21 protein-coding genes are annotated in these 23,055 nt (G+C 59.9%); 7 read left to right on the top strand and 14 right to left on the bottom strand.

Annotation, left to right across the window (positions count from 1 at the left end; all coding sequences use genetic code 11):
* The first annotated feature begins 29 nt into the window (after nucleotides 1–29).
* Together FFI16_RS25470 and mgrA are read left to right on the top strand one after the other, a co-directional pair.
* Complete coding sequence (locus FFI16_RS25470; protein ID WP_138817462.1) at nucleotides 30–1,358, top strand: OprD family outer membrane porin; 1,329 nt, start codon at nucleotides 30–32, stop codon at nucleotides 1,356–1,358.
* A 108-nt stretch (nucleotides 1,359–1,466) separates the two neighbouring features.
* Nucleotides 1,467–2,504: an L-glyceraldehyde 3-phosphate reductase gene (gene mgrA, locus FFI16_RS25465; RefSeq protein WP_017135725.1), complete on the top strand. Its 1,038-nt coding sequence runs from the start codon at nucleotides 1,467–1,469 to the stop codon at nucleotides 2,502–2,504.
* A gap of 148 nt (nucleotides 2,505–2,652) precedes the next feature.
* Here mgrA and tauD read toward each other — a convergent pair whose 3' ends face one another.
* From tauD to FFI16_RS25430, 7 genes are all read right to left on the bottom strand, one after another.
* The gene (gene tauD / locus FFI16_RS25460) at nucleotides 2,653–3,489 is read right to left on the bottom strand and encodes a taurine dioxygenase (RefSeq protein ID WP_138817312.1); all 837 of its coding nucleotides are present in this window, start codon (nucleotides 3,487–3,489) and stop codon (nucleotides 2,653–2,655) included.
* A gap of 11 nt (nucleotides 3,490–3,500) precedes the next feature.
* The gene (gene tauC, locus FFI16_RS25455; RefSeq protein WP_138817311.1) at nucleotides 3,501–4,337 is read right to left on the bottom strand and encodes a taurine ABC transporter permease TauC; all 837 of its coding nucleotides are present in this window, start codon (nucleotides 4,335–4,337) and stop codon (nucleotides 3,501–3,503) included.
* Nucleotides 4,334–5,113 (bottom strand): taurine ABC transporter ATP-binding subunit, encoded by a 780-nt coding sequence (gene tauB / locus FFI16_RS25450; protein ID WP_138817310.1) that lies wholly within the window; start codon nucleotides 5,111–5,113, stop codon nucleotides 4,334–4,336. Before tauB ends, tauC begins: the two co-directional genes overlap by 4 nt.
* A gap of 18 nt (nucleotides 5,114–5,131) precedes the next feature.
* Nucleotides 5,132–6,109 (bottom strand): taurine ABC transporter substrate-binding protein, encoded by a 978-nt coding sequence (tauA, locus tag FFI16_RS25445; RefSeq protein WP_138817309.1) that lies wholly within the window; start codon nucleotides 6,107–6,109, stop codon nucleotides 5,132–5,134.
* Between the two features lie 243 nt (nucleotides 6,110–6,352).
* Complete coding sequence (gshA, locus tag FFI16_RS25440) at nucleotides 6,353–7,936, bottom strand: glutamate--cysteine ligase (protein WP_138817308.1); 1,584 nt, start codon at nucleotides 7,934–7,936, stop codon at nucleotides 6,353–6,355.
* A gap of 214 nt (nucleotides 7,937–8,150) precedes the next feature.
* Entirely contained in the window at nucleotides 8,151–8,534 is a 384-nt protein-coding gene (locus FFI16_RS25435; RefSeq protein ID WP_017135364.1) for a PaaI family thioesterase, read from the bottom strand.
* A complete protein-coding gene (locus FFI16_RS25430) occupies nucleotides 8,534–10,861 on the bottom strand; it encodes a Tex family protein (RefSeq protein WP_138817307.1) in 2,328 nt (775 codons plus the stop codon). The genes FFI16_RS25435 and FFI16_RS25430 overlap by 1 nt, the downstream gene beginning before the upstream one ends.
* Nucleotides 10,862–11,218: 357 nt before the next feature.
* Here FFI16_RS25430 and ompR point away from each other — a divergent pair, with 357 nt between their 5' ends.
* Together ompR and FFI16_RS25420 are read left to right on the top strand one after the other, a co-directional pair.
* The gene (gene ompR, locus FFI16_RS25425) at nucleotides 11,219–11,959 is read left to right on the top strand and encodes a two-component system response regulator OmpR (RefSeq protein ID WP_138817306.1); all 741 of its coding nucleotides are present in this window, start codon (nucleotides 11,219–11,221) and stop codon (nucleotides 11,957–11,959) included.
* Between the two features lie 117 nt (nucleotides 11,960–12,076).
* A complete protein-coding gene (locus tag FFI16_RS25420; RefSeq protein ID WP_138817305.1) occupies nucleotides 12,077–13,390 on the top strand; it encodes an ATP-binding protein in 1,314 nt (437 codons plus the stop codon).
* A gap of 141 nt (nucleotides 13,391–13,531) precedes the next feature.
* Here the strand turns inward: FFI16_RS25420 and rimK are convergent, their stop codons facing one another.
* Genes rimK through FFI16_RS25400 form a run of 3 tightly spaced genes read right to left on the bottom strand, consistent with a single transcriptional unit; the run spans nucleotide 13,532 to nucleotide 15,709 of the window.
* Complete coding sequence (gene rimK / locus FFI16_RS25410) at nucleotides 13,532–14,437, bottom strand: 30S ribosomal protein S6--L-glutamate ligase (RefSeq protein WP_003171022.1); 906 nt, start codon at nucleotides 14,435–14,437, stop codon at nucleotides 13,532–13,534.
* Nucleotides 14,434–14,898: an ATP-dependent zinc protease gene (locus FFI16_RS25405; RefSeq protein WP_177413543.1), complete on the bottom strand. Its 465-nt coding sequence runs from the start codon at nucleotides 14,896–14,898 to the stop codon at nucleotides 14,434–14,436. Before FFI16_RS25405 ends, rimK begins: the two co-directional genes overlap by 4 nt.
* A gap of 31 nt (nucleotides 14,899–14,929) precedes the next feature.
* Nucleotides 14,930–15,709, bottom strand: a complete 780-nt coding sequence (locus FFI16_RS25400; RefSeq protein WP_138817303.1) for an EAL domain-containing protein — start codon at nucleotides 15,707–15,709, stop codon at nucleotides 14,930–14,932.
* Between the two features lie 115 nt (nucleotides 15,710–15,824).
* Between FFI16_RS25400 and FFI16_RS25395 the strand changes: the two genes are divergently transcribed.
* A complete protein-coding gene (locus FFI16_RS25395; RefSeq protein ID WP_138817302.1) occupies nucleotides 15,825–16,232 on the top strand; it encodes an RNA-binding S4 domain-containing protein in 408 nt (135 codons plus the stop codon).
* 137 nt (nucleotides 16,233–16,369) lie between these two features.
* On the opposite strand, the gene FFI16_RS25385 is transcribed toward FFI16_RS25395, so the two are convergent.
* A complete protein-coding gene (locus tag FFI16_RS25385) occupies nucleotides 16,370–17,173 on the bottom strand; it encodes a phosphatase PAP2 family protein (protein ID WP_138817301.1) in 804 nt (267 codons plus the stop codon).
* Nucleotides 17,174–17,277: 104 nt separating this feature from the next.
* Here FFI16_RS25385 and hslO point away from each other — a divergent pair, with 104 nt between their 5' ends.
* Both hslO and FFI16_RS25375 read left to right on the top strand, forming a co-directional pair.
* The gene (hslO, locus tag FFI16_RS25380; RefSeq protein WP_017135371.1) at nucleotides 17,278–18,180 is read left to right on the top strand and encodes an Hsp33 family molecular chaperone HslO; all 903 of its coding nucleotides are present in this window, start codon (nucleotides 17,278–17,280) and stop codon (nucleotides 18,178–18,180) included.
* Nucleotides 18,181–18,359: 179 nt separating this feature from the next.
* Nucleotides 18,360–19,901 (top strand): phosphoenolpyruvate carboxykinase, encoded by a 1,542-nt coding sequence (locus FFI16_RS25375; RefSeq protein ID WP_065930841.1) that lies wholly within the window; start codon nucleotides 18,360–18,362, stop codon nucleotides 19,899–19,901.
* Nucleotides 19,902–19,957: 56 nt separating this feature from the next.
* Here the strand turns inward: FFI16_RS25375 and FFI16_RS25370 are convergent, their stop codons facing one another.
* The 3 genes from FFI16_RS25370 to FFI16_RS25360 all read right to left on the bottom strand — a co-directional run bounded on the left by FFI16_RS25370 (nucleotide 19,958) and on the right by FFI16_RS25360 (nucleotide 22,972).
* Entirely contained in the window at nucleotides 19,958–20,821 is an 864-nt protein-coding gene (locus FFI16_RS25370; protein ID WP_256666286.1) for a DMT family transporter, read from the bottom strand.
* 160 nt (nucleotides 20,822–20,981) lie between these two features.
* A complete protein-coding gene (locus FFI16_RS30750) occupies nucleotides 20,982–21,620 on the bottom strand; it encodes a DUF1493 family protein (protein WP_256666285.1) in 639 nt (212 codons plus the stop codon).
* 314 nt (nucleotides 21,621–21,934) lie between these two features.
* A complete protein-coding gene (locus FFI16_RS25360; protein WP_371923612.1) occupies nucleotides 21,935–22,972 on the bottom strand; it encodes a S8 family peptidase in 1,038 nt (345 codons plus the stop codon).
* Between the last annotated feature and the right edge of the window lie 83 nt (nucleotides 22,973–23,055).

Here is a 23,055-nt window from a genome sequence, read left to right as displayed (position 1 = left end):
CGGTAACAATGAAGACGTTAATAAGCCCCATGGTGGGTGCCGCCATGGCGAGCTTTATGCTGTCCGCCCATGCCGATTTTATCGACGACAGCCACGCCGACGTGACCCTGCTCAACCGCTATCTCAACCAGCAAGGTCGTGATGTGGTGGGCAGCAACGCCAAGGCGCATAGCGTGCGGGATTGGGGCCAGGGTTTCGAGTTCAACTTCAAGTCTGGCTACACCGAAGGCCCGGTAGGTTTTGGCCTGGATATGCAGGCGTTTTACGGTTTGAAACTCGATTCCGGCGGCGACCTCAACGACAAGGATCATCAGGGCCGTTACCCCGGCAGCATGTTCCCGTTGGACAACGGCAAATCCGCCGACCAATTCGGCGTGCTCAGCCCTACGTTCAAGATGCGCTTCGCCAAGGATGAGCTGCGCGTCGGCACCTTGTTCGGCAACAACCCGGTGCTGGCCAACACCGACGGCCGCCTATACCAGCAGACCAACACCGGCGTGCAACTGGTCTCCAAAGACCTCAGCGACTTCACCTTCACCGGCGGCGATATCTTCAAGACCAAGATCCGCAACGAAACCGGCGACCAAGGCATGATCACTGCCGGCGGCACCAAAGAGAGCGATCGCTTCCTGTTCGGCGGTGCGGATTACACCGGGATCCAGAACACCACCGTGAGCCTGTGGTACTCCAACCTTGAGGATTACTACCAGCAGTTCTTCCTCGGCGCCAAGCGCCATGACGCGTTGTCCGTGGGCGCCATCGACACCGACGTGCGCGTGTTCCGCAGCCTTGGTGTCGGCGCCAACGCCGATGGGGACAAAGACTTTACCGGCGCCGGTCTTTATGCTGACGGCGCCAGCAAAGGCCGCATCAACCAGACTACCGCCAGCTTGCTGGAGAGCTACAGCCTGGATGGTCACACCGTCGGCCTGGGCATCCAGAAAAACAGTGGCGACAGCGACTTTCCGTACCTTGATTCCGGCCTCAACAGTGGCGACAACCGCCAAGGCCCAGGCTCAGGCGCCGACACCCCGGCGCTCACCAACATGCAGTTGAATAAATTTCAACACGCCGGTGAGCGCACATGGCTTGCGCAGTACAAGTATGACTTCGGTAAGCTGGGCCTCAACGGCCTGACGTTCTCGGCCGCCTATGCTCACGGTGATGATATCCGCACCGTGCAAGGCACCACCAGCGAGTGGGAACGCAACATTGCCGTGGCTTACCAAGTACCGACCGGCACCCTCAAGGGCCTGGGCGTGACCTGGAAAAATGCCCACGCCAGCCCGGACATTACCGGTGCCACCGTCCAAGATGAAAATCGCTTTTATGTCAGCTATGTCGTTCCACTCTGGTAGGAAATTGCTGTAGAACGGAACAGCAGGCTTAAGCGATTCAGCTGGTTAAAAGGCCTGGGAATACCCTTATTCCCAGGCCTTATTTGCCTACGTCCAAGAGAGGATTCGATGACTTACATTGCTGCCGAAAACCGCTATGAATCTATCCCGTACCGCCGCGTAGGTCGCAGTGGGTTGGTGCTGCCGGCACTGTCCCTGGGGCTGTGGCACAACTTTGGCGACAGCACCCCGATCGACACCCAGCGCGCCCTGCTGCGCACTGCATTTGACCTGGGGATTAACCACTTCGACCTGGCCAACAACTATGGCCCGCCGTACGGCAGCGCCGAGATCAACTTTGGCCGTTTGCTGCGCGAAGACTTCAAGCACTACCGCGACGAACTGATCATCTCCAGCAAAGCCGGTTGGGACATGTGGCCCGGCCCTTACGGCCAGGGTGGTGGTTCGCGTAAATACGTACTGGCGAGCCTGGACCAGAGCCTGCAACGCCTGGGCGTCGACTACGTGGATATTTTCTACTCCCACCGTTTTGACGCCGACACCCCACTGGAAGAAACCGCCAGCGCCCTCGCCACTGCCGTACAACAGGGCAAGGCGTTGTACATCGGTATCTCGTCTTATTCCGGGGTAAAAACCCGTGAAATGGCCGCTCTGCTCAAGGAGTGGAAAGTGCCGTTGCTGATCCACCAGCCGGCCTACAACCTGCTCAACCGCTGGATTGAAAAAGACCTGCTGGACACCACCGATGAGCTGGGTGCCGGGGTGATTGCCTTTACGCCATTGGCCCAGGGTTTACTCACTGACAAGTACCTCAACGGTGTGCCGGCTGATGCGCGCGTTAATCGCCCAGGTGGTGGCTCGCTTCAGGCCAAACACTTGTCCGAGGCCAACATCGCCCATGTGCGCGGGTTGAATGAAATCGCCAAGCGTCGTGGCCAGAGCCTGGCGCAACTGGCCCTGGCCTGGACCCTGCGTGACCCACGGGTAACCAGTGCCTTGATTGGTGCGAGCCGCCCGGAGCAGATCATTGAAAACGTCGGCGCGTTGAAGAACCTGAGCTTCAGTGCAGAAGAACTGGCGGAGATTGATCGGTTTGCGCAGGAAGGCGGGATTAACCTGTGGGAAAAACCGTCCACGGCTGAATAAGCTGGCACAACCCAGTCAAAAATGTGGGAGCCGGGCTTGCTCGCGATGGCGGTGTGACAGTCGATGAATGTGTGGGCTGGTCCACCGCTATCGCAGGCAAGCCAGCTCCCACATTTTGATTTTCATTGATGCAGAGGTTGTGACTGGCTTAGAACGGCACGTCGCCCAGGATCGTGGCGCGATGCATCACCCGCCGCTGCGGCCGGTAGTCATCCACGGCGTAGTGCTGGGTCACGCGGTTGTCCCAGAACGCCACGTCGTTCTCCTGCCAGCGCCAGCGAATGGTGAATTCCGGCCGTGTTGCATGGGCAAACAAAAGCTTCAGTATGGCCTCGCTTTCAGCCGGCTCCAGCTCGTTGATTTTGGTGGTGAAGCCGTCACTGACAAACAACGACCTACGCCCGCTTACCGGATGCGTGCGCACCACTGGGTGTGACAGCGGTGGATTCTTCTTGCGGGTCTCTTCCCAGCGCACCAGGTCTTCGGCGGTGTTGCCGAAGCGCTCCAGGGGGAAGGATTTGGTGAAGTCGTGAGTCGCCGTCAGGCCGTCGAGCAGGCGCTTGAAGGGTTCCGACAAGGCTTCATACGCCGCAATGCCACTGGCCCACAACGTGTCGCCGCCAAAGGCCGGCAGCAGCTTGGCGCTGAGTACTGCACCGAGCGCAGGCGTCGGCAGGAAGGTCACGTCGGTGTGCCATACGGCGTTGTCGCGCACGTCGGTCACGGCGGTGTCGAGGATCAGCACTTCGGGCTGCTCCGGCACGTTGGGGTATATCGGGTGAATATGCAGGTCGCCAAAATTCGCCGCAAACCGCGCCTGTTGCTGCGGCGTGACGGCTTGGCCACGGAAGAACAGCACCGAGTGGCTGAGCAGCGCCTGCTCAATGGCGTCACGTTCCTGGAGGCTCAATGGTTGGGTGATATCGACGCCACTGATCAGGGCGCCCAGGGCGGTGTTGATTGGCGTAACGGTCAGGCTGCTCATGGGGTTCTCACTCAGTGTGCCTGGCCATGCCAAGGCACTAATTTGCGCTGCAGGGCGCGCAGGCCCATTTCCATGGCGAAGGCGATCAGGGCGATCACCAGAATCCCCAGCACCACCACGTCGGTGACCAGGAACTGCGCCGCCGACTGCACCATAAAGCCCAGGCCGCTGGTGGCGGCGATCAGCTCGGCGGCAACCAGGGTCGACCAGCCCACGCCCAAGCCGATGCGCACGCCGGTAAGGATATCGGGCAGGGCGCTCGGCAGGATCACATGGCGGATCAACTGGGCGCGGGTGGCACCCAACGACTGCGCGGCACGCAACTTGGCCGGATCGACCGTGCGCACACCTGTCGCGGTGGCGATGGCGATTGGCGCAAAGATCGCCAGGTAAATCAGCAATACCTTGGACAGCTCACCGATGCCGCACCAGATCACGATCAGCGGCAGGTAAGCCAGAGGCGGAATCGGCCGGTAGAACTCGATCAGTGGGTCGAGGATGCCACGGGCAATGCGGTTGGAACCGATGGCAATCCCCACCGGCACGGCAGTCAGCACCGCAAAGCCCAGGCCCAGGCCGATGCGCGTGAGGCTTGCACCCAGGTGCTGCCACAAGGTGGAGTCCATATAGCCGGTGGTCGCCAGCAGCCAGCCTTTTTGCAGCACGGCGGATGGCGGTGGCAGGAACAAGGGTTCAATCAAGCCAGTGGCGGTGACGACCCACCAGATTGCCAGCAGGGTGACCAGGGTGAGTACGCTGATCCAACGCGTGCTCAGGCTGCGACGTACCGCAATAACCTTGTGCGCTACCGGCTTGGCGGCCGTGGCGGGAAGTTCGTAGCTGCTCATGCGGACACCTGCCGTTGCGAGAACACTTTGCTCAGCACGTGCTCGCGGGTTTCGATAAAGCGCGGGTCGGACTTGATCGCCCGCGCCGACTCACCGGCGGCGTAGCGTTGACCGAAGTCCAGGTTCAGGCGCTCGACGATCTGGCCTGGGTTGGGCGCCAACAGGATCAGGTCGGTGGCGAGAAATACCGCCTCCTCAATGTCATGGGTAATCAGGAACACCGGCTTGGCCGTGCGCCGCCAGACTTGCAGGAGCAGTTCCTGCATCTGTTCGCGGGTGAAGGCATCGAGGGCGCCGAAAGGCTCGTCCATCAGCAGCACACGCGGCTCGGCCGCCAGCGCGCGGGCCAGGCCGACACGTTGCTTCTGGCCACCGGAGAGCTGCCAGATACGGCGGCTGTCGAAACCGGCCAGGTCGACCAGCGCGAGCATTTCCCGGGCGCGTACTTCGCGTTGTGCCTTGGGCACGCCGGCCAGTTCCAGGCCGAAGCCGACATTGGCCAGCACGTCTTGCCAGGGCAGCAGGGCATCGTCCTGGAACACCACGCCGCGTTCGGCGCTCGGGCCTTTGACCGGCACGCCATCGAGAGTGATGCGCCCGGCCGAAGGTTCGACGAAACCGGCAATCAGGTTCAACAGCGAAGTCTTGCCACTGCCGGACGGGCCGAGGGCTACCAGCAATTGCTGAGGCCCAAGGTCGAGTGAAATATCGGACAGTACCGGTTCTGTGGCGCCTGGGTACTGTGCGCTGATGCGCTCCAGTTGTAGCAAGGCCATCGCGATGAACTCCTTGAATCAGTTGGTGATGAACTTGGCGCTGACGTAAGGGGCGTAATCCGGCAGCACGGCGTCGACCTTGCCTTGTTCCTTGAGGAACGCGGCGGTGTCGGTGACAGCCTTGGTGGTCGGTGCGCCCAGCAGGGTCACTTGGTCAGCGGCCAGTGGGTAGACGTTGCCTTGCAGCAGCAGTGGGATATCACTGGCCTTGGCGCCGGAGAGCTTCACCAGTTTGTCGACGTTGCCTTTGTCGGCCAGCCAGGCCTGTGGGTCTTTGCGGTAGGCGGCGTAGGCGTCCAGGGTGACTTTGGCGAAGGCGGTGACGATTTCCGGGTGTTTCTCGGCGAAGTCTTTGCGCACGATCCAGGCATCAAAGGTGGGCGCGCCGAACTTGGCCAGTTCGCCGGAGGTGATCAGCACTTTGCCGTTTTCCTTGGCAACGCCCAGGGCCGGGTCCCACACGTAAGTCGCGTCGATATCGCCGCGCTTCCACGCCGCAATGATTGCCGGCGGTGCGAGGTTGAGGATGGTCACTTTGGAAGGGTCGATGTTCCAGTGTTTCAGCGCGGCCAACAGGCTGTAGTGGCCGGTGGAAACGAAAGGCACGGCAATCTTTTTGCCGACCAGGTCCTGCGGGCTGCTGATCCCCGAACCATTGCGCGCTACCAGCGCTTCGGCGCCGCCGATCTGGGTGGCGACCAGGAAGGTTTCCACGGGCACTTTGCGCGTTACCGCAGCGGTCAGCGGGCTGGAACCGAGGTAGCCGATCTGTACGTCGCCGGAAGCGATGGCGGCAATGATATCGGCGCCATTGTCGAATTTGCGCCAGTCGATCTTGGCGTTGGTGGCTTTTTCATACGCGCCGTCGGCCTGGGCGACTTTCGCCGGGTCCACGGTGGTCTGGTAAGCGATGGTCACATCTGCCGCCTGGGCAAACAGGCTGGCACCGGCCAGGGACAATGCAGCCAAGAGGCGCAATGGGGTAAGCAGTTTCAAGGGGAAGCTCCTCAATCAGGCGGCCGAGGGTCGGCGTGTGAGGAGACTAAATGATCTAAGAACTCGAAAATAAATAACATTTTCGAATTAGCTTATGAGGAGAAGCGTGAACGCAGATCTTCAACACAATGAAGACAAATGTAGGAGCTGGCTTGCCTGCGATAGCATCACCTGGGTATCACTGATACACCGAGGTGTTTGCATCGCAGGCAAGGCAGCTCCCACACAAGCCAGCGTGATGCCTTAGTTACTGATCGCCAGAATGCTCGCCTGGTACGACCCGACAAACACGTCAAAGTCGCCCACTTCGTTCTGCTCCAGCTCCGCCTGTTGTGCCAGCGACTTACGCGCCAGCTCTTCAAAGCGTGCCTGCTCATCGGCCGGCAACGGTTCCTGACGGAAGTGCGCGGCGTGAACCTCGCTCTGATGCAGCGAGAACTGCGCAAAACTCTCTTTGCGCTCGGCCATCGCCGCCAGCACCTGGGCCGATGGCGTCAGGGACGCGTCCTTGACCTTCGCCAACTGAGCGTCCAGCGCCTGGCTGTGTTCGGTAATACCTTGGCTCTCATCCAGCAAGGCTGCCAGCGGGGCGATCTTCTCCAGCAGCTCGGTGGCCCATTCCTTCATGTCCACCGCCTGGCCTTCACGCTGCAATTGCAGGCCTGGGCGACGGCCTTCCTTGACCACGCTGAGGAAGTTGGAGGTGGCATTGCCGCACTCGTTGTTGGCGAACAGCGGGCTGTCGTTCAACGCGCAGTACAGCAGGAACGCATCGAGGAAGCGTGATTCCGGCAGGTCGATGCCCATCGGCAGGAATGGGTTGATATCCAGGCAGCGCACTTCGATGTACTGGATGCCACGGGCCATCAGCGCCTGGATCGGCCGCTCGCCGGTATAGGTCACGCGTTTTGGACGGATGTTGGAGTAGTACTCGTTTTCGATCTGCAGGATATTGGTGTTGAGCTGCACCCACTCACCATCCTTATGGGTGCCGACTTCGACGTAAGGCGCGTAGGGCGTTGCTACCGCTTCACGCAGGCTGTCGGTGTAGCTGCTCAAGTTGTTGTAGCACGGCGTCAGGCCGGCCTGGGCGTTGCTCTGGTAACCCAGGTCGCTCATGCGCAGGCTGGTGGCGTACGGCAGGTACAGCGTGTCGGCGTCCAGCACTTCCAACTGGTGCGAACGACCGCGCAGGAAACCCGCGTCCAGGGCCGGTGAGGCACCAAACAGGTACATCAGCAGCCAGCTGTAGCGGCGGAAGTTACGGATCAGCGCGATATAGGCAGTGGACTGGTAGTCGCGGTCGGTGCCGACAAAACCTTCAGTCTCCTTGAGCAACGGCCACAGCTGTTCCGGCAGGGAAAAGTTGTAGTGGATACCGGCGATGCACTGCATGGTCTTGCCGTAACGCAGGGCCAGGCCCTTGCGGTACACGTACTTGAGCTGGCCGATATTGGAGGTGCCGTAATAGGCGATCGGGATATCTTCTTCGGCCGGCAACGGGCACGGCATCGAAGGGCTCCACAGGTACTCGCTGCCGAGCTTGCTGTAGGCAAACCGGTGGATCTTGTCCAGGCTGCTCAGGGTATCGGCCGGGTTGGGCAGGGCGGGAGTGATGAACTCCAGCAGCGATTCCGAGTAGTCGGTGGTGATCAATTCATTGGTCAACGCGGCGCCCAGGGTTTCGGGGTGCGGCGTTTGCGCCAGGCGACCCTCACCGGTGACGCGTAGGCATTCACGCTCGATGCCGTGCAAGCATTGCTCTAGCAGGGAGAGGTGTTCGCGCTTGCCGAGCAGGGCCAGGCGGCGGTTGAGAAGTTCGCTCAAGTTGGATTCCTTCACGCGTCAGTCGCCCCAATATGGGGGTGGGCAGGACGGTCTACAAGGGTGAAGTTGAAACTGGCGTTATCGCCTGGTTTTGAGTCGATTTGACCCGCTTTGAAAAAGCCTACTTCACTCCATGAATTGGGCTATAGCGCAGCAAGAAAATTCCGACGCTGTTGTCGCAGCGCCGAAATTAACTCAAATCGAGGGCGGGGAGCTAGAGGACAGCGAAGGTGCCTTGTGCTTTTGCGACAAGTCTTTCGCCTTGATACACATCGGCTTCGACCACCAATGTGCGTCTGCCGGCGTGAATCACCCGGCTGGTGCACAGCACATCACCGTCTTCGACGGCGCGGATATAGTTGATCTTGCACTCGATGGTCGCGCTCTGCTGGTCAAAACCATGGGCGCTGGAACAGGCCAGCCCCATGGTGATGTCGACCAGGCTGAAAATCGCCCCGCCATGGAGCTTGCCCGCGCGGTTGCGCAGCTGCGGCTCCAGGGTCAGGGCCACCTCGGCAACGCCCTCGTCCAGGCGCTGCAGGCGGCAGCCGATCAGCTCGCTGAAAGCGCTCTGGGTCAAACCGGCCGGGATCTCCATCAGCGTTTCTTCAACTGCTTGGCGTTGGCAAACAGCGACGCCATCGCATTGTTGCTCGGCGCCGCAGTGGCGGTGGGCTCTTTACGCGGCGCGTTACCCTGGGACTGGCGCGGGGCCGAACCTGGGCGTGCACCACGGGCACCGTCGATTTTCTCGCCGGGGGTGTCGCTCATGCGCATCGACAGGCCCACGCGTTTACGCGGGATATCGACTTCCATGACCTTGACCTTGACCACGTCACCGGCCTTGACCGCTTCGCGTGGATCCTTGATGAACTTCTCCGAAAGCGCAGAGATATGCACCAAACCGTCCTGATGCACGCCGATGTCCACAAAGGCGCCGAAGTTGGTCACGTTGGTGACCACGCCTTCGAGGATCATGCCCGGCTGCAGGTCCTTGAGGTCTTCAACGCCGTCCTGGAACTCGGCGGTCTTGAACTCGGGACGCGGGTCGCGGCCAGGTTTTTCCAGCTCTTGCAGGATATCGGTGATGGTCGGCACACCGAAGGTTTCGTCGGTGTACTTCTTCGGGTCCAGGCGCTTGAGGAACGCGGCGTCACCGATCAAGGAACGGATATCACGGTCGGTCTCGGCGGCAATGCGTTGTACCAGCGGGTAGGCTTCCGGGTGGACAGCAGACGAGTCCAGCGGGTTATCGCCGTTCATGACGCGTAGGAAGCCAGCAGCCTGTTCAAAGGTTTTTTCGCCCAAACGTGCGACTTTTTTCAGCGCGGCGCGGGTTTTGAACGCACCGTTTTCGTCGCGGTGGGTGACGATGTTCTGCGCCAGGGTGGTGTTCAGGCCGGAAATACGCGCCAGCAGCGCCACCGAGGCGGTGTTTACATCCACGCCCACCTTGTTCACGCAGTCTTCCACCACCGCATCCAGGCCGCGCGCCAGTTTCAGCTGCGACACGTCGTGCTGGTACTGGCCGACACCGATGGATTTAGGGTCGATCTTCACCAGCTCGGCCAACGGGTCTTGCAGGCGCCGAGCAATGGAGACGGCGCCACGGATCGACACGTCGAGGTCCGGGAATTCCTTGGACGCCAGTTCCGACGCCGAATACACCGAAGCGCCGGCCTCGGAGACCATGACCTTGGTCATCTTCATGGCGGGGTATTTTTTGATCAGCTCGGCGGCCAGCTTGTCGGTTTCACGGCTGGCGGTGCCGTTGCCGATGGCGATCAGGTCCACGGTGTGCTTGGCGCACAGGGCGGCCAGGATGGCGAGGGTCTGGTCCCACTTGTTGTGTGGCACGTGCGGGTACACGGTGGCGTGGTCCAGCAGCTTGCCGGTGGAGTCGACCACCGCCACCTTGCAGCCGGTGCGCAAGCCTGGGTCGAGGCCCAGGGTGGCACGCGGGCCGGCCGGTGCGGCCAGCAGCAGGTCGTGCAGGTTGTGGGCGAACACGTTGATCGCCTCGGTTTCAGCGCCGTCGCGCAGTTCGCCGAGCAGGTCGGTTTCCAGGTGGGTGTAGAGCTTGACCTTCCAGGTCCAGCGCACAACTTCACCGAGCCACTTGTCCGCCGGACGGTTCTGGTTCTGGATGCCGAATTGTTGACCGATCATGCCTTCGCACGGGTGCATGGTGCCCGGCAGTTCGTCGCCGACTTTGAGCGCGGAGCTGAGAATGCCCTCGTTGCGGCCCCGGAAAATCGCGAGTGCGCGGTGCGACGGCATGCTCTTGAGCGGTTCGTCGTGCTCGAAATAATCGCGGAACTTGGCGCCTTCTTCCTCTTTGCCGGCGATAACGCGAGCGCTGAGAATGGCTTCCTGCTTGAGGTAGGTGCGCAGTTTTTCCAGCAGGCCGGCGTTTTCGGCGAAACGCTCCATGAGGATGTACTTGGCACCTTCGAGGGCGGCCTTGACGTCGGCGACGCCTTTTTCGGCATCGATAAAGCGTGCGGCTTCGGTTTCGGGGGCCAACGAAGGGTCGTTGAACAGGCCGTCGGCCAATTCGCCCAAACCGGCTTCCAGGGCGATCTGGCCCTTGGTGCGGCGCTTCTGTTTGTACGGCAGGTAAAGGTCTTCGAGGCGGGTCTTGGTGTCGGCGAGCTTGATGTCGCGTTCCAGTTGCGGGGTCAACTTGCCCTGTTCCTCGATACTGGCGAGGATGCTGATGCGCCGTTCGTCGAGTTCTCGCAGGTAGCGCAGGCGCTCTTCCAGGTGACGCAATTGGGTGTCGTCGAGGCTGCCGGTCACTTCTTTACGGTAACGGGCGATGAAAGGCACCGTGGAGCCTTCATCCAGTAGCGCGACGGCCGCTTCGACCTGCTGTGGGCGTACACCGAGTTCCTCGGCAATGCGGCTGTTGATGCTGTCCATAAAACCACCTGAAATTCTTGAAAGCAGCTCGCAGGCCCGGAAAACAAGGCGTTGCGAGGCTGGTTGAGCGGCGCCAGCGGCACCGCTGCCTGGGTCAAAAGGCTGCCTATTGACCCTCGAAATCGGGAAATTGCTGCCCAGCGCTGAAAAAACGGCTGAGGCTGCAAACAGTAAAGTCTGACAGTGCCCTGCGTGAAGGCGCCGCATTATAACCAGCGTTCTGCCCTTGGGGGGTACTGCGCCGGTGGTTGTAGGACGCGGGTTCGCTGGCGGTGGAGGAAAAATCTGCTAACAATGCACACGGTGCGTATAACGGCAGCTACGCCATAATGCGCGCCGAGATAAGAGGAGCATCTAATGAGCAGCACTGCACAAACTGCTGAAGGCGAAAAAATTCTCATCGTTGACGACGATCCGGGGCTGAGCAGCCTGCTGGAGCGTTTTTTCAACGCCAAGGGCTACCGTGCCCGCGCGGTGCCGAACACCGAGCAGATGGACCGCCTGTTGGGGCGCGAAGTGTTCAACCTGGTCGTACTCGACCTGATGTTGCCCGGCGAAGACGGCCTTACCGCCTGCAAACGCCTGCGCGGTGTGAACAACCAGATCCCCATTATCATGCTCACCGCCAAAGGTGATGAGCTGAGCCGCATCAAGGGCCTGGAACTGGGCGCTGATGACTACCTGGCCAAGCCGTTCAACCCTGACGAGTTGATGGCCCGGGTCAAAGCTGTATTGCGTCGCCAGGCACTGCCGGTACCGGGCGCGCCGGGCAGCGAAGATGAGAGCGTCACCTTTGGCGAATACGAGCTGTCACTGGCGACCCGCGAGCTTAAGCGTGGCGAAGAAGTGCACATGCTGACCACCGGCGAGTTCGCCGTGCTCAAGGCACTGGTGATGAACGCTCGCCAGCCGCTGACCCGCGACAAGCTGATGAACCTGGCCCGTGGCCGCGAGTGGGACGCCCTGGAGCGCTCCATCGACGTGCAGATCTCCCGTCTGCGCCGGATGATCGAGCCGGACCCGGCCAAGCCGCGGTACATCCAGACGGTGTGGGGCGTGGGTTATGTGTTTGTGCCGGATGGCACTGCAACCAAGTGACCGATGACTTGCAGGGGCGGGCATCCCGGCGTTTGACTCCATGAGGGTCGACGGGATGCCCGGCGTCTGCAATTCTGCGAGCGCCGCTCGTTCCTGCAAGGTGTTTAGCTGTCTCCTATGAAAACCCCGTTGTGGTTCCCGCAAAGTTTCTTCTCTCGCACCCTCTGGCTGGTGCTGATCGTCGTTCTGTTTTCCAAGGCACTCACACTGGTTTATCTGTTGATGAACGAAGACGTGCTGGTAGACCGGCAGTACAGCCACGGCGTGGCGTTGACGTTGCGTGCCTATTGGGCCGTTGACCCTGAAAACCGCGAAAAGGTAGCCAAGGCTTCGACGCTCATTCGCGTCGACGGCGCGGGTGTGCCCGAAGGTGAGCAGCATTGGCCTTACAGCGAGATTTATCAGCGTCAGATGCAGGCTGAGCTGGGAGAGGACACCGAAGTGCGCCTGCGCATGCATGTTTCACCTGCACTCTGGGTCCGGGCCCCGAGTCTGGGAGATGCCTGGATCAAGGTGCCCCTTTACCCTCATCCGCTGCGCGGGCAAAAAATCTGGAACGTGCTGGGCTGGTTCCTGGCCATCGGCTTGCTTTCAACCGCTTCTGCGTGGATTTTCGTCCGGCAACTCAACCAACCGCTTAAACGCCTGGTGTTTGCCGCACGCCAACTGGGGCAGGGGCGCAGTGTGCGCCTGCCGATCAGCGACACGCCCAGTGAGATGACCGAGGTGTACGGTGCCTTCAACCAGATGGCGGAGGATGTCGAACAGGCCGGGCGCGAACGCGAGCTGATGCTGGCGGGCGTTTCACATGACTTGCGCACGCCACTGACGCGTTTGCGGCTGTCCCTGGAGTTGATGGGTAACCATAACGACCTGACCGATGACATGGTGCGCGACATCGAGGACATGGACGCGATTCTCGACCAGTTCCTGGCGTTTATCCGCGATGGCCGTGATGAGGTGGTGGAGGAAGTCGACCTCACGGACCTGGTGCGCGAGGTGGTAGCGCCCTACAACCAGAATGGCGAACAGGTGCGCATGCGCCTGGAGCCGATCCAGCCGTTTGCATTGCGTCGTGTGTCGATGAAGCGCCTGTTGAACAACCTGATCGGCAACGCCTTGCATCACGCGGGTTCGGATGTGGAAGTGGCCGCCTATGTGTCCGGCGACAGCGCGGCACCCTATGTGGTGTTGAGTGTGATGGACCGTGGTACGGGCATTGATCCTGCGGAGCTGGAAGGTATTTTCAACCCATTCACCCGTGGCGACCGTGCGCGGGGCGGCAAGGGTACGGGGTTGGGGCTGGCGATTGTGCGGCGAATTGCTTCGATGCATGGCGGCAATGTTGAACTGCGCAACCGCGAAGAAGGCGGCCTGGAAGCCCGGGTGCGCTTGCCGCTGGGCTTGATGTTGCCAAGGGATGCGGTCTAACAAACAACATAGATCAAATGTGGGAGCGGGCTTGCTCGCGAAGGCGATGTGTCAGTCAACAGGTGTACCGACTGATCCGGCGCTTTCGCGAGCAAGCCCGCTCCCACATTGGTTTTGCAGTGTGCCAAGGCTTGCTGCGTATCAGCCCTTGCCCTTGGTCCGGGTCATATTCGGCCCACCATTCTTCTCCAGATGCTGAATGATGATCCCCGCCACATCCTTGCCGGTGGTGGTCTCTATCCCTTCCAGGCCCGGTGATGAGTTCACCTCCATCACTAACGGACCATGGTTGGAACGCAGGATATCCACACCCGCTACTGCCAGGCCCATCACTTTGGCGGCCCGCAGTGCGGTCATGCGTTCTTCTGGAGTGATCTTGATCAGGCTGGCGCTGCCGCCACGGTGCAGGTTGGAGCGGAATTCCCCAGGTTTGGCCTGGCGCTTCATGGCGGCAATCACTTTGTCGCCGACCACGAAGCAGCGGATATCCGCACCGCCGGCTTCCTTGATGTATTCCTGCACCATGATGTTCTGCTTGAGGCCCATGAACGCCTCGATCACTGACTCTGCTGCTGTCGCCGTCTCACACAGCACCACGCCGATACCTTGGGTGCCTTCGAGCACCTTGATCACCAGCGGTGCGCCGTTGACCATCTCGATCAGGTCGGGGATGTCATCGGGGGAGTGGGCAAAGCCGGTCACCGGCAGGCCGATACCCCGGCGCGACAGCAATTGCAGGGAGCGCAGCTTGTCCCGCGAACGGGCGATGGCCACCGATTCGTTGAGCGGGAACACACCCATCATTTCAAACTGGCGCAACACCGCACAGCCGTAGAACGTCACCGAAGCGCCGATCCGCGGGATCACCGCATCAAAGCCTTCCAGCGGTTTGCCCCGGTAGTGGATCTGCGGCTTGTGGCTGGCAATGTTCATGTAGGCACGCAACGTGTCGATCACCACCATTTCGTGGCCACGTTCGGTGCCGGCCTCGACCAGGCGGCGGGTGGAATACAGACGCGGGTTTCGCGACAGCACAGCAATCTTCATGCAGCACCTGGGGCAGAAATAGTAGAGACCGGGAACACCGGCTTGTCTTGAACGTACTTGACGCCGGGACTGACCACCAACTGGCCGTCAATCAGCGCCTTGGAACCCAGCAACAGGCGATAACGCATGGCTTTGCGACAGGCCAGGGTGAATTCCACCCGCCATACTCGGTCACCCAGTGCCAGGGTGGTGCTGATTACATACCGCACCTGCGCATGGCCGTTGGAGCTCTTGATAGTTTTCATCGTCACCAGGGGCGCTTCGCAGCGACGATGACGCAGTTGCACCACGCTGCCCAGGTGCGCAGTGAAGCGCACCCACTTCTCGCCGTCGCGCTCAAAGGGCTCGATATCGGTAGCGTGCAGGCTCGAGGTGCTGGCGCCGGTGTCGATCTTCGCGCGCAGGCCAGCCACTCCCAGGTCGGGAAGAGCCACCCACTCGCGCAGACCCACAACGGTCAAATGGTCAAATGTCTTCAATATGGGTAACCGGTCAGTTCGCCCAGGCGTGAGGGGAAACCTCGGCCAGGGCTTTGAATGCAGGCCTGGCGAACCAGTAACCTTGCATCAGAAATATTCCGCAGTCGGACAGAAAGTCGCGCTCGCCGGCACTTTCGATACCTTCGGCAATGACAGTAACGCCCAACTGCTCACAGATTGTGACAATCCCCTGGACGATTACCTGACGGACACGATCCTGGTCGACATCGCGAATCAGCGCCATGTCGAGTTTGATCAGGTCAGGTTGGAAATCAGCCAGCAGATTCAGCCCCGAATAGCCCGCCCCGAAATCGTCGATGGCGGTCTTGAAGCCGAATTCGCGGTATTCACGCAGAATATTGGTCAAATGGCGATAGTTATCTACATGCTCGCTTTCCAGCGTTTCGAAAATCAACCGATCCAGCGGGAAATTATGCGCGCGGGCCGCCTCCAGAGTACTGCGAATGCACAACTCCGGCCGGTACACGGCATTGGGCATGAAGTTGATCGAAAGATAGCTTTGCATTCCCAAGGCGGCGGCCCCCTCAATCGCCTGAGTGCGGCAACGTTGGTCAAAGCGATAACGGTTGTTGTCGTTGACCTGGTCCAGCACCGATAACGCCCCTTCACCGTGAGTACCGCGCACCAATGCTTCGTGGGCAAAAATCGACCGGTCGCGAAGGTCTACGATAGGTTGATAGGCGAAGGAAAAATCGAAACCCAAGGCTTCGCTTTGCTGGCAACCTACGCAACGCTGGTTGGGCGAGGTGAGTGAAATGGGAAAGTCGGTCACAGCATATCCTCGCAAAAACAGGGGGTGCCTGGCGTATCTTAGGTGAGCATCGGGGTTTATGCGTTGAAGGGATTCAACGGTAAAGTTGCGACATTTTTCAGCGCGAGGAATTCAAGTGGCTCAAAAGCAGGAAGAGGACGAAAAGGTCCGTTTGGACAAGTGGCTGTGGGCCGCGCGTTTTTACAAAACCCGCGCGCTGGCCAAGGCGGCCATCGAGAGCGGCAAGGTGCACCATCGCGGCGAGCGCTGCAAGCCTGGCAAGGAACCACGCGTCGGCGACGAATTGCAGATTCGTACAGGTTTTGACGAAAAGACGGTTGTCGTTCAGGCGCTTTCCGTCGTGCGCCGTGGCGCCCCAGAAGCGCAGGCGTTGTATGCCGAAACCGAAGCCAGCATCGCCAAGCGCGAAAATGCGGCGGCTATGCGTAAGGCCGGGGCTACGGGTATGACCACCGATGGCAAACCGAGCAAGAAGCAGCGTCGTGATTTGTTCAAGTTTCGCGGCAGTGGCAATGATGATTAACGATGAAAATCTTTGCTCAAAAGGAGATCAAAATGTGGGAGCGGGCTTGCTCGCGAAAGCGGAGTGTCAGCTGACTAATTCATTAACTGACCCATCGCCTTCGCGAGCAAGCCCGCTCCCACATTAGGGCTGCGGTGTTACGCGGCTGTGCGCATGACGCTTAAGCGCCCGATAACTGGCAGCCTCCCGAGCAACCCGAAAACCGGCGCCGTCACCCGCATCAGCAACCCCGACACCTTCGCCGCAAACGGCGTGTAATACCCCCAGCCCAACGCCAACAAGGCCAGCAATACCCCGCCGATGTAGTCGTCCTGACCCCAATGCGCGCCAGCCACCAGCCTTGGCATCATGAACAACAGCGCCAGGCCCCAGATCACCACGACTTGGCTGAAACGCTGGGCAAACACCGTCATGAACATGCCCCAGATCAGCAGCACCGATGCATGATCGCCCGGAAAACTCTGGCTGGAACGGTCCTTCAGCTCCCAGGTTTTCTCCAGCCCCGGGAAATAATCACTCATATGAATCGCGCCGCTGATCACCATTGACGGGCTGTTGTGCTGCCAGCCCATCTGGGCCGTAAGCTTGGAAAACAGCATACGGATAAACAGCAACAGCAGCAGAATGCTCAGAAAGCCGAAAAACGCCTGGCGCACGTGAATGGCCTTGAACACCCAGTCACCGCGAATCAGCAGAGTCAGCAAAATCACCCCGACCACCGCATCAAACGGTCGCAAACTGGCCACCGCCCACACATGCAACCACGTCGAATTGCTCGCCAATGGGTCATTAAGCAGATGAAACAGCCATTCGTCGAAAAGCACACACAGCATCTGTCCCGTGGGCCACAGCCAAAAACACAGCAGCCCGATAGCGACTAGATTGCAAAAGGCCCACCCCCCGAGGTTCCACCTGGCTTGGAACAAACCCGGATTGTTCATAAACTGTCCCTCTTCGCTCTGTAAAAACGCACCAAAAAGGTGCTAAAGCGTTTAATTCTATAAACCTTGTAACCAATTTGTCATCAATTCAGATACCCAGACCTATGACTGATCTACCGGATACCGACTTCACCCAACGCTTCATCTTCGATGAGAACGACGCCCGCGGCGAACTGGTCTCGCTGGAGCGCAGCTATGCCGAAGTCCTCGCCAAGCACCCCTATCCGGAGCCGGTCGCGCAACTGCTCGGTGAGCTGATGGCGGCGGCCTCGCTGCTGGTAGGCACGATGAAATTCGACGGTTTGCTGATCCTGCAGGCCCGCTCCGAAGGCCCGGTGCCGATGTTGATGATCGAGTGCTCCAGTGAGCGCGAAATCCGTGGCCTGGCCCGTTACGAAGCCGACCAGATCGCGCCGGACGCCACCTTGTCTGACCTGATGGCAAACGGCGTGCTGGCGATCACCGTCGACCCGACCGAAGGTCAGCGTTACCAGGGTATCGTCGACCTCGACGGCGAAACCCTCTCGGACTGTTTCACCAACTATTTCGTGATGTCCCAGCAAGTCGGCACCAAGTTCTGGCTCAACGCTGACGGCAAACGCGCCCGTGGCCTGCTGCTGCAGCAACTGCCGGCCGACCGCATCAAGGACGACGATGAGCGCACCGACAGCTGGCGTAAACTGACCGCCCTGGCCGGCACCCTGACAGCTGAAGAACTGCTGGGCCTGGACAACGAAACCATCCTGCATCGCCTCTACCACGAAGAGGCCGTGCGCCTGTTCGACGCCCAGGGCCTGCGCTTCCGTTGCAGCTGCTCGCGTGAGCGCTCAGCCAACGCGCTGGTCAGCCTGGGCCTGGAAGATGCGCAGCAATTGGTGGTGGAACATGGCGGCAATATCGAGATCGACTGCCAGTTCTGTAACCAGCGTTACCTGTTCGATGCGGCCGATGTCGCCCAATTATTCGCCGGCGCAGGCATCGACACCCCTTCCGACACCCGCCACTAAAACGTTTAAGCACAGGTAAATCACCTGACAAACGCCGGATTAGCGCAGTTCTGACGGGAGGGCCCTACTCTTTTTGGGCTTTTCTGGCATAATCCGGCCCACTTTTTTCGCGGTAGTAGTGCGCAACTTTCTACTACAAAACGTTTGGAGCACTCGGCCATAGGCCGACGGGGAACCTCATGACGCAAGCCAATAACGCCGTATACACCGATCTGAGTGTTGACGATCTGGTCAAAGAAGCCCTGCAGCGCGGTGAAGGCGTGCTTGCCGATACTGGCGCGCTGGTCGTAGAAACCGGTCACCGCACCGGTCGTTCACCGGTTGACCGTTTCATCGTTGAAGAGCCTTCCACCCAGGACGCAATCGCCTGGGGCCCGATCAACCGCAAGTTCCCGGCCGACAAGTTCGATGCCCTGTGGGCTCGCGTCGAGGCATTCAACAACGCGCAAGAGCATTTCGTTTCCCATGTTCACGTAGGGGCTGCAGAAGACCACTACCTGGCCGTGAAAATGACCACCCAGACTGCCTGGCAGAACCTGTTCGGTCGTTGCCTGTTCATCAACCCGGCCCAGTACAACCCGGCCGGCCGTGATGAGTGGCAAGTGCTTAACGTGGCCAACTTCGAATGCGTGCCAGAGCGTGACGGCACCAACTCCGACGGTTGCGTGATCCTCAACTTCGCCCAGAAAAAAGTGCTGATCGCCGGCATGCGTTACGCCGGTGAAATGAAAAAAGCCATGTTCTCGGTGCAGAACTTCCTGCTGCCGGCCGCCGACGTGCTGCCAATGCACTGCGCCGCCAACATTGGCGAAGCAGGCGATGTGACCCTGTTCTTCGGCCTGTCGGGCACTGGTAAAACCACCCTGTCGGCCGACGAAAGCCGTTACCTGATCGGTGACGACGAACACGGCTGGGGCGAAGGCGTGGTGTTCAACATCGAAGGCGGTTGCTATGCCAAGTGCATCGACCTCTCCGAGAAGAACGAGCCGGTAATCTGGAAAGCCATCAAGCACGGCACCGTGCTCGAAAACGTGGTGATCGACGATGCCAAGCACGCCGACTACACCAACGTCAGCCTGACCCAGAACAGCCGCGCCGCCTACCCGCTGGAGCACGTTGCCAAGCGTTCCGAGAAGAACCTGGGCGGCGAGCCAAACGCTGTGATCTTCCTGACCTGCGACCTGACCGGCGTACTGCCGCCAGTGTCGATCCTCAGCGAAGAACAAGCTGCCTACCACTTCCTGTCCGGCTACACCGCTCTGGTGGGCTCGACTGAAATGGGTTCGGGCAGCGGCATCAAGTCGACCTTCTCCACCTGCTTCGGCGCGCCGTTTTTCCCACGCCCGGCCGGTGAATACGCAGAACTGCTGATCAAGCGCGTGCGCGGCTTCGGCTCCAAGGTCTACCTGGTCAACACCGGCTGGACCGGCGGCGGCTACGGTGTCGGCAAGCGCTTCAACATCCCGACCACTCGCGGCGTGATCGCAGCGATCCAGAGCGGCGCGTTGATCGGTGCAGAAACCGAGCACCTCGACACCATCAACCTCGACGTGCCTTTGGCCGTACCGGGCGTTGATACCGGCCTGTTGAACCCACGTAACACCTGGGCTGACAAGGCTGCCTACGACGAAGCGGCGAAAGCGCTGGCTGGCCTGTTCATAGAGAACTTCAAGAAGTTTGAAGTGAGCGATGCGATCAAGGCGGCCGGGCCTAAGTTGTAAGGTTCGGTTGTTGTGAAAAAGCCGCCCTCCGGGGCGGCTTTTTTGTGGGCGAAAGGTTAGACGGCGATATGCAAAACCACGGCGCCGACCAGCACCAGTGCGACCCCCGCGACTTGCACCGCCGTCAACCGCTCCTTGAAAAACACATACCCCAAAATCGCCGCAATCCCACCGGACAACGTACTGATCACCGTCACCACCGAAACCGAGCCCGCCATCGCGCCCCACGAAAATGCCGAGAACCCGCCCAGGTTCATCAAGCTCGCACCCGTCAGTGTCGCGCAATTTTTCAGTGGCGGAATCTTCAGGCCGTCCTTGATCTTCAGCACCATCACCACCAGCACGCACAGGCCCACCAGGTAACCCAGCCACAGCATGGTGATCGGCCCCAATGCCGGCAGTGTGTAGCGGCCTTGCAACCAGAAACTGGTGCCGTACAGCAAGGCGGCGAGCATGGCGTAGGCGATGGACTGGCGCGGGTTGTTATGGGGTGTGCCGTTGTCCTTGTGGATGCTGGACAGGATCACACCGATTACGCACAGGCCGATGCAGCTGAGTTGGATCAGGTTAATGTGTTCGCCACTGGCCCAGGACAGCAGGGTGGTGACTACGCCGTAAGAGGTCACCAATGGCGCAACAATAGCGGCTTTGCCCAGGGCGAAGGCCTTGGACAGCGCCAGCGCGCCGGAGACGGTGAGCAGGGCGGCGGTGATGCCCAGGAGCCAGACGCTCAACGGGGCATTCAGGGATTTGAACAGGAAGGCCGGGAAGATCACCAGCAGCAGGGTCATGATCAAAAAGCCAAGGGCTTGGCCGAAATACACCGCGCGTTTAACGCCCACGGCCCGGGCGTTGAGGCCCACGAGAAAGTCCGTGCCGCCCCAGAGTAGGGCGGCCAGCAGGCCCATTATTACGTCCATGTAAGGTCCTTGTTATTGGGTCAAAATGCCAGACTAACGCATAACCCCTGTGGGAGCGGGCTTGCTCGCGAATGCGGTTGATCAGTGAGAAATGCTCTACCTGACACACCGCTTTCGCGAGCAAGCCCGCTCCCACATTTGATCTTTGGTGATCTTGGGATCAGCTCAGGTTTTCCAGGGTTTGCGTATCCCAGCTGTGGGTCTTGATCGCCAGATAGAGCATGCCGATGGTCAATGGCACCTTGTCGCCGCGCCCTTTGGCGCGGCGCTTGAGGAACACATCGAACACCGGCGGTTTGAAGTAACGATAAGCATCGTAGTCGCCCAGGTCGAGGGCAAACTCTTGTTCCAGCGCGTCCATCAACTGCTTGGCCTCGCTGCCATCGCAGCTCAGGTCGAAATTGAGCGAAGTTTCCAGGCGAAGGGTCTTGTGCTTCGGCAGGCCGATTTCTTCGTGCAGCAGTTGCAGAAGCTGCTGCATCACGGGGTCTTCGGGGAAGTTGGGGGCCAGGTTCATGGTCGGGGCACGCAGGAGTGGGTGAAGGGGATGGTTGCGTTGGCGGCGGTATTTGTTGCGGGTGAGCAACAGTCGGATGCCGATGATAAAGGCGAATGTCGGAAGACTGTCGAATTGTAATTCGCTTAGCCAGGAAGTGGCGACGATTAGAAGCGTTGATCCGGTGACGATGAGGGCCAGTCCGAACCATTTTCTGAGGTCGGGATGCTTCAACTTACTATCGAGCAGGACAGTAAGGGCAATAAGAATGAGGAGCGAGCCCCAAGAGCTGTAGTCGACCATCGTTGAGTCCTTTCGATGTTCACGGTTTTTGCCGGGACAGTTGAGAGGTCACTAGTTTCGGTCATGTGAAGGGAGGTTATGTAGAGGGCTGGGCAGGTGTTTTGATCAGTTTGGGAAGAGGACTACATCGGGTTTACCCACTTCCTACAAAGCTTTCCGGTATTTGCGGTTTGACAGTGATTTTTTTGGCAACACCCGCTCCCACAGGTTTAGCTCAGTGGTTGGCTTGGTTGTGGCTGGGTGTCGACTGCTGGTTCCAGATCGTTCCCACGCAGAGCGTGAGGAACGATCAGGTGGGACGGCCATCGCCAAGCCTACAGACGCGAAGCCGCATCCAGGTCCATCAGCCCGCGCCCGTAGGCTTCGCTGTTGGCATAAATACCCGTCCGATTGGCGGTGCTGAGCAAACGATCGCGAACCTGCTGCGGGGTCATTTCGGGAAAGCGGCTTTGTAATGCCGCCAAGGCACCGCTGACCAATGCGGCGGCTGGGGAGGTTCCTGCGGTCGGCCCATAGCTGCCATCTTTCTGTGTCGTCAGCAGGCCCGCTCCGCCATCGCCACCTGGTACGGCAATGCACCAACGCGCGGCAAGCCCGCAGTAGTTGGACTTGAGGTTGATCGCGCTGCCGTCATTCTTGAGGGCCATGACGGCGATCCAGCCTTTTTCCAGCTCTGGCACCAATGCGGGCAGGCCGGGTTCGGCAAGCGGCTCGCGTTTGACCTCGTTGCCGGTGGAGAACACAAAGACCGCGCCTTCAGCCACCAGTTGCTTGGCCGCCTCCAGTGAGTCACCCATCAGGCGTTCATAGATCGGCACTTCATTGGTGTTGGCTTCAATGGGGTTGGCCCATGAATTGTTGAAAAAGCGCGCGCCTTGGGCATGCGCCAAGCGCCAGGCCTGGGCAATTTCGCTGTCGAAGTAGAATGGTTCCTTGTCGTCGCCAAACCGCATGGGGATCAACTGTGCGTTGAAGGCGATCCCGTGCATGCCTTGAGCGTTCTTGTTGGCGGCGAGAATACCGGCCATTTGCGTGCCATGGCCTTTGATGTCGACGGTGCCTGGCTGTTGGCGCACGAAGTCGTAACCGATGTCGGCCAAGCGCCCTTGGAACTCCGGTAACTCGCTGTTAAGGCCCGAGTCGATCAGCGCCACTTTCACGCCTTGGCCAGTGCCGCCACGCGCATAGAGGGTGGAGGCCTTGACGATAGGCAGGGCGTTTGCGGCGAAGTATTCAGGCGTTTCAAAGGCACGCGCGGCCAGTTGCTCGGAAGTGGGTTTTGGCACAGCTGCACAGCCCACCAGCAGCAAGGGCAATGCGAGAAGCAAAGAAAACGATGGCATGCGAGACATTCACGACTCCTTGTCGGGGCTTGTAATCAAGCGTGCTACTGTCTGCATTTTTGCGCGGTCTTGCTGGTTTTCTCTGTATCAGT

This window comes from Pseudomonas sp. KBS0710 (assembly GCF_005938045.2).
Lineage (GTDB): Bacteria > Pseudomonadota > Gammaproteobacteria > Pseudomonadales > Pseudomonadaceae > Aquipseudomonas.
The sequence above is the reverse complement of the archived record's forward strand: the minus strand, read 5'-3'. Positions and strand labels throughout refer to the sequence as shown.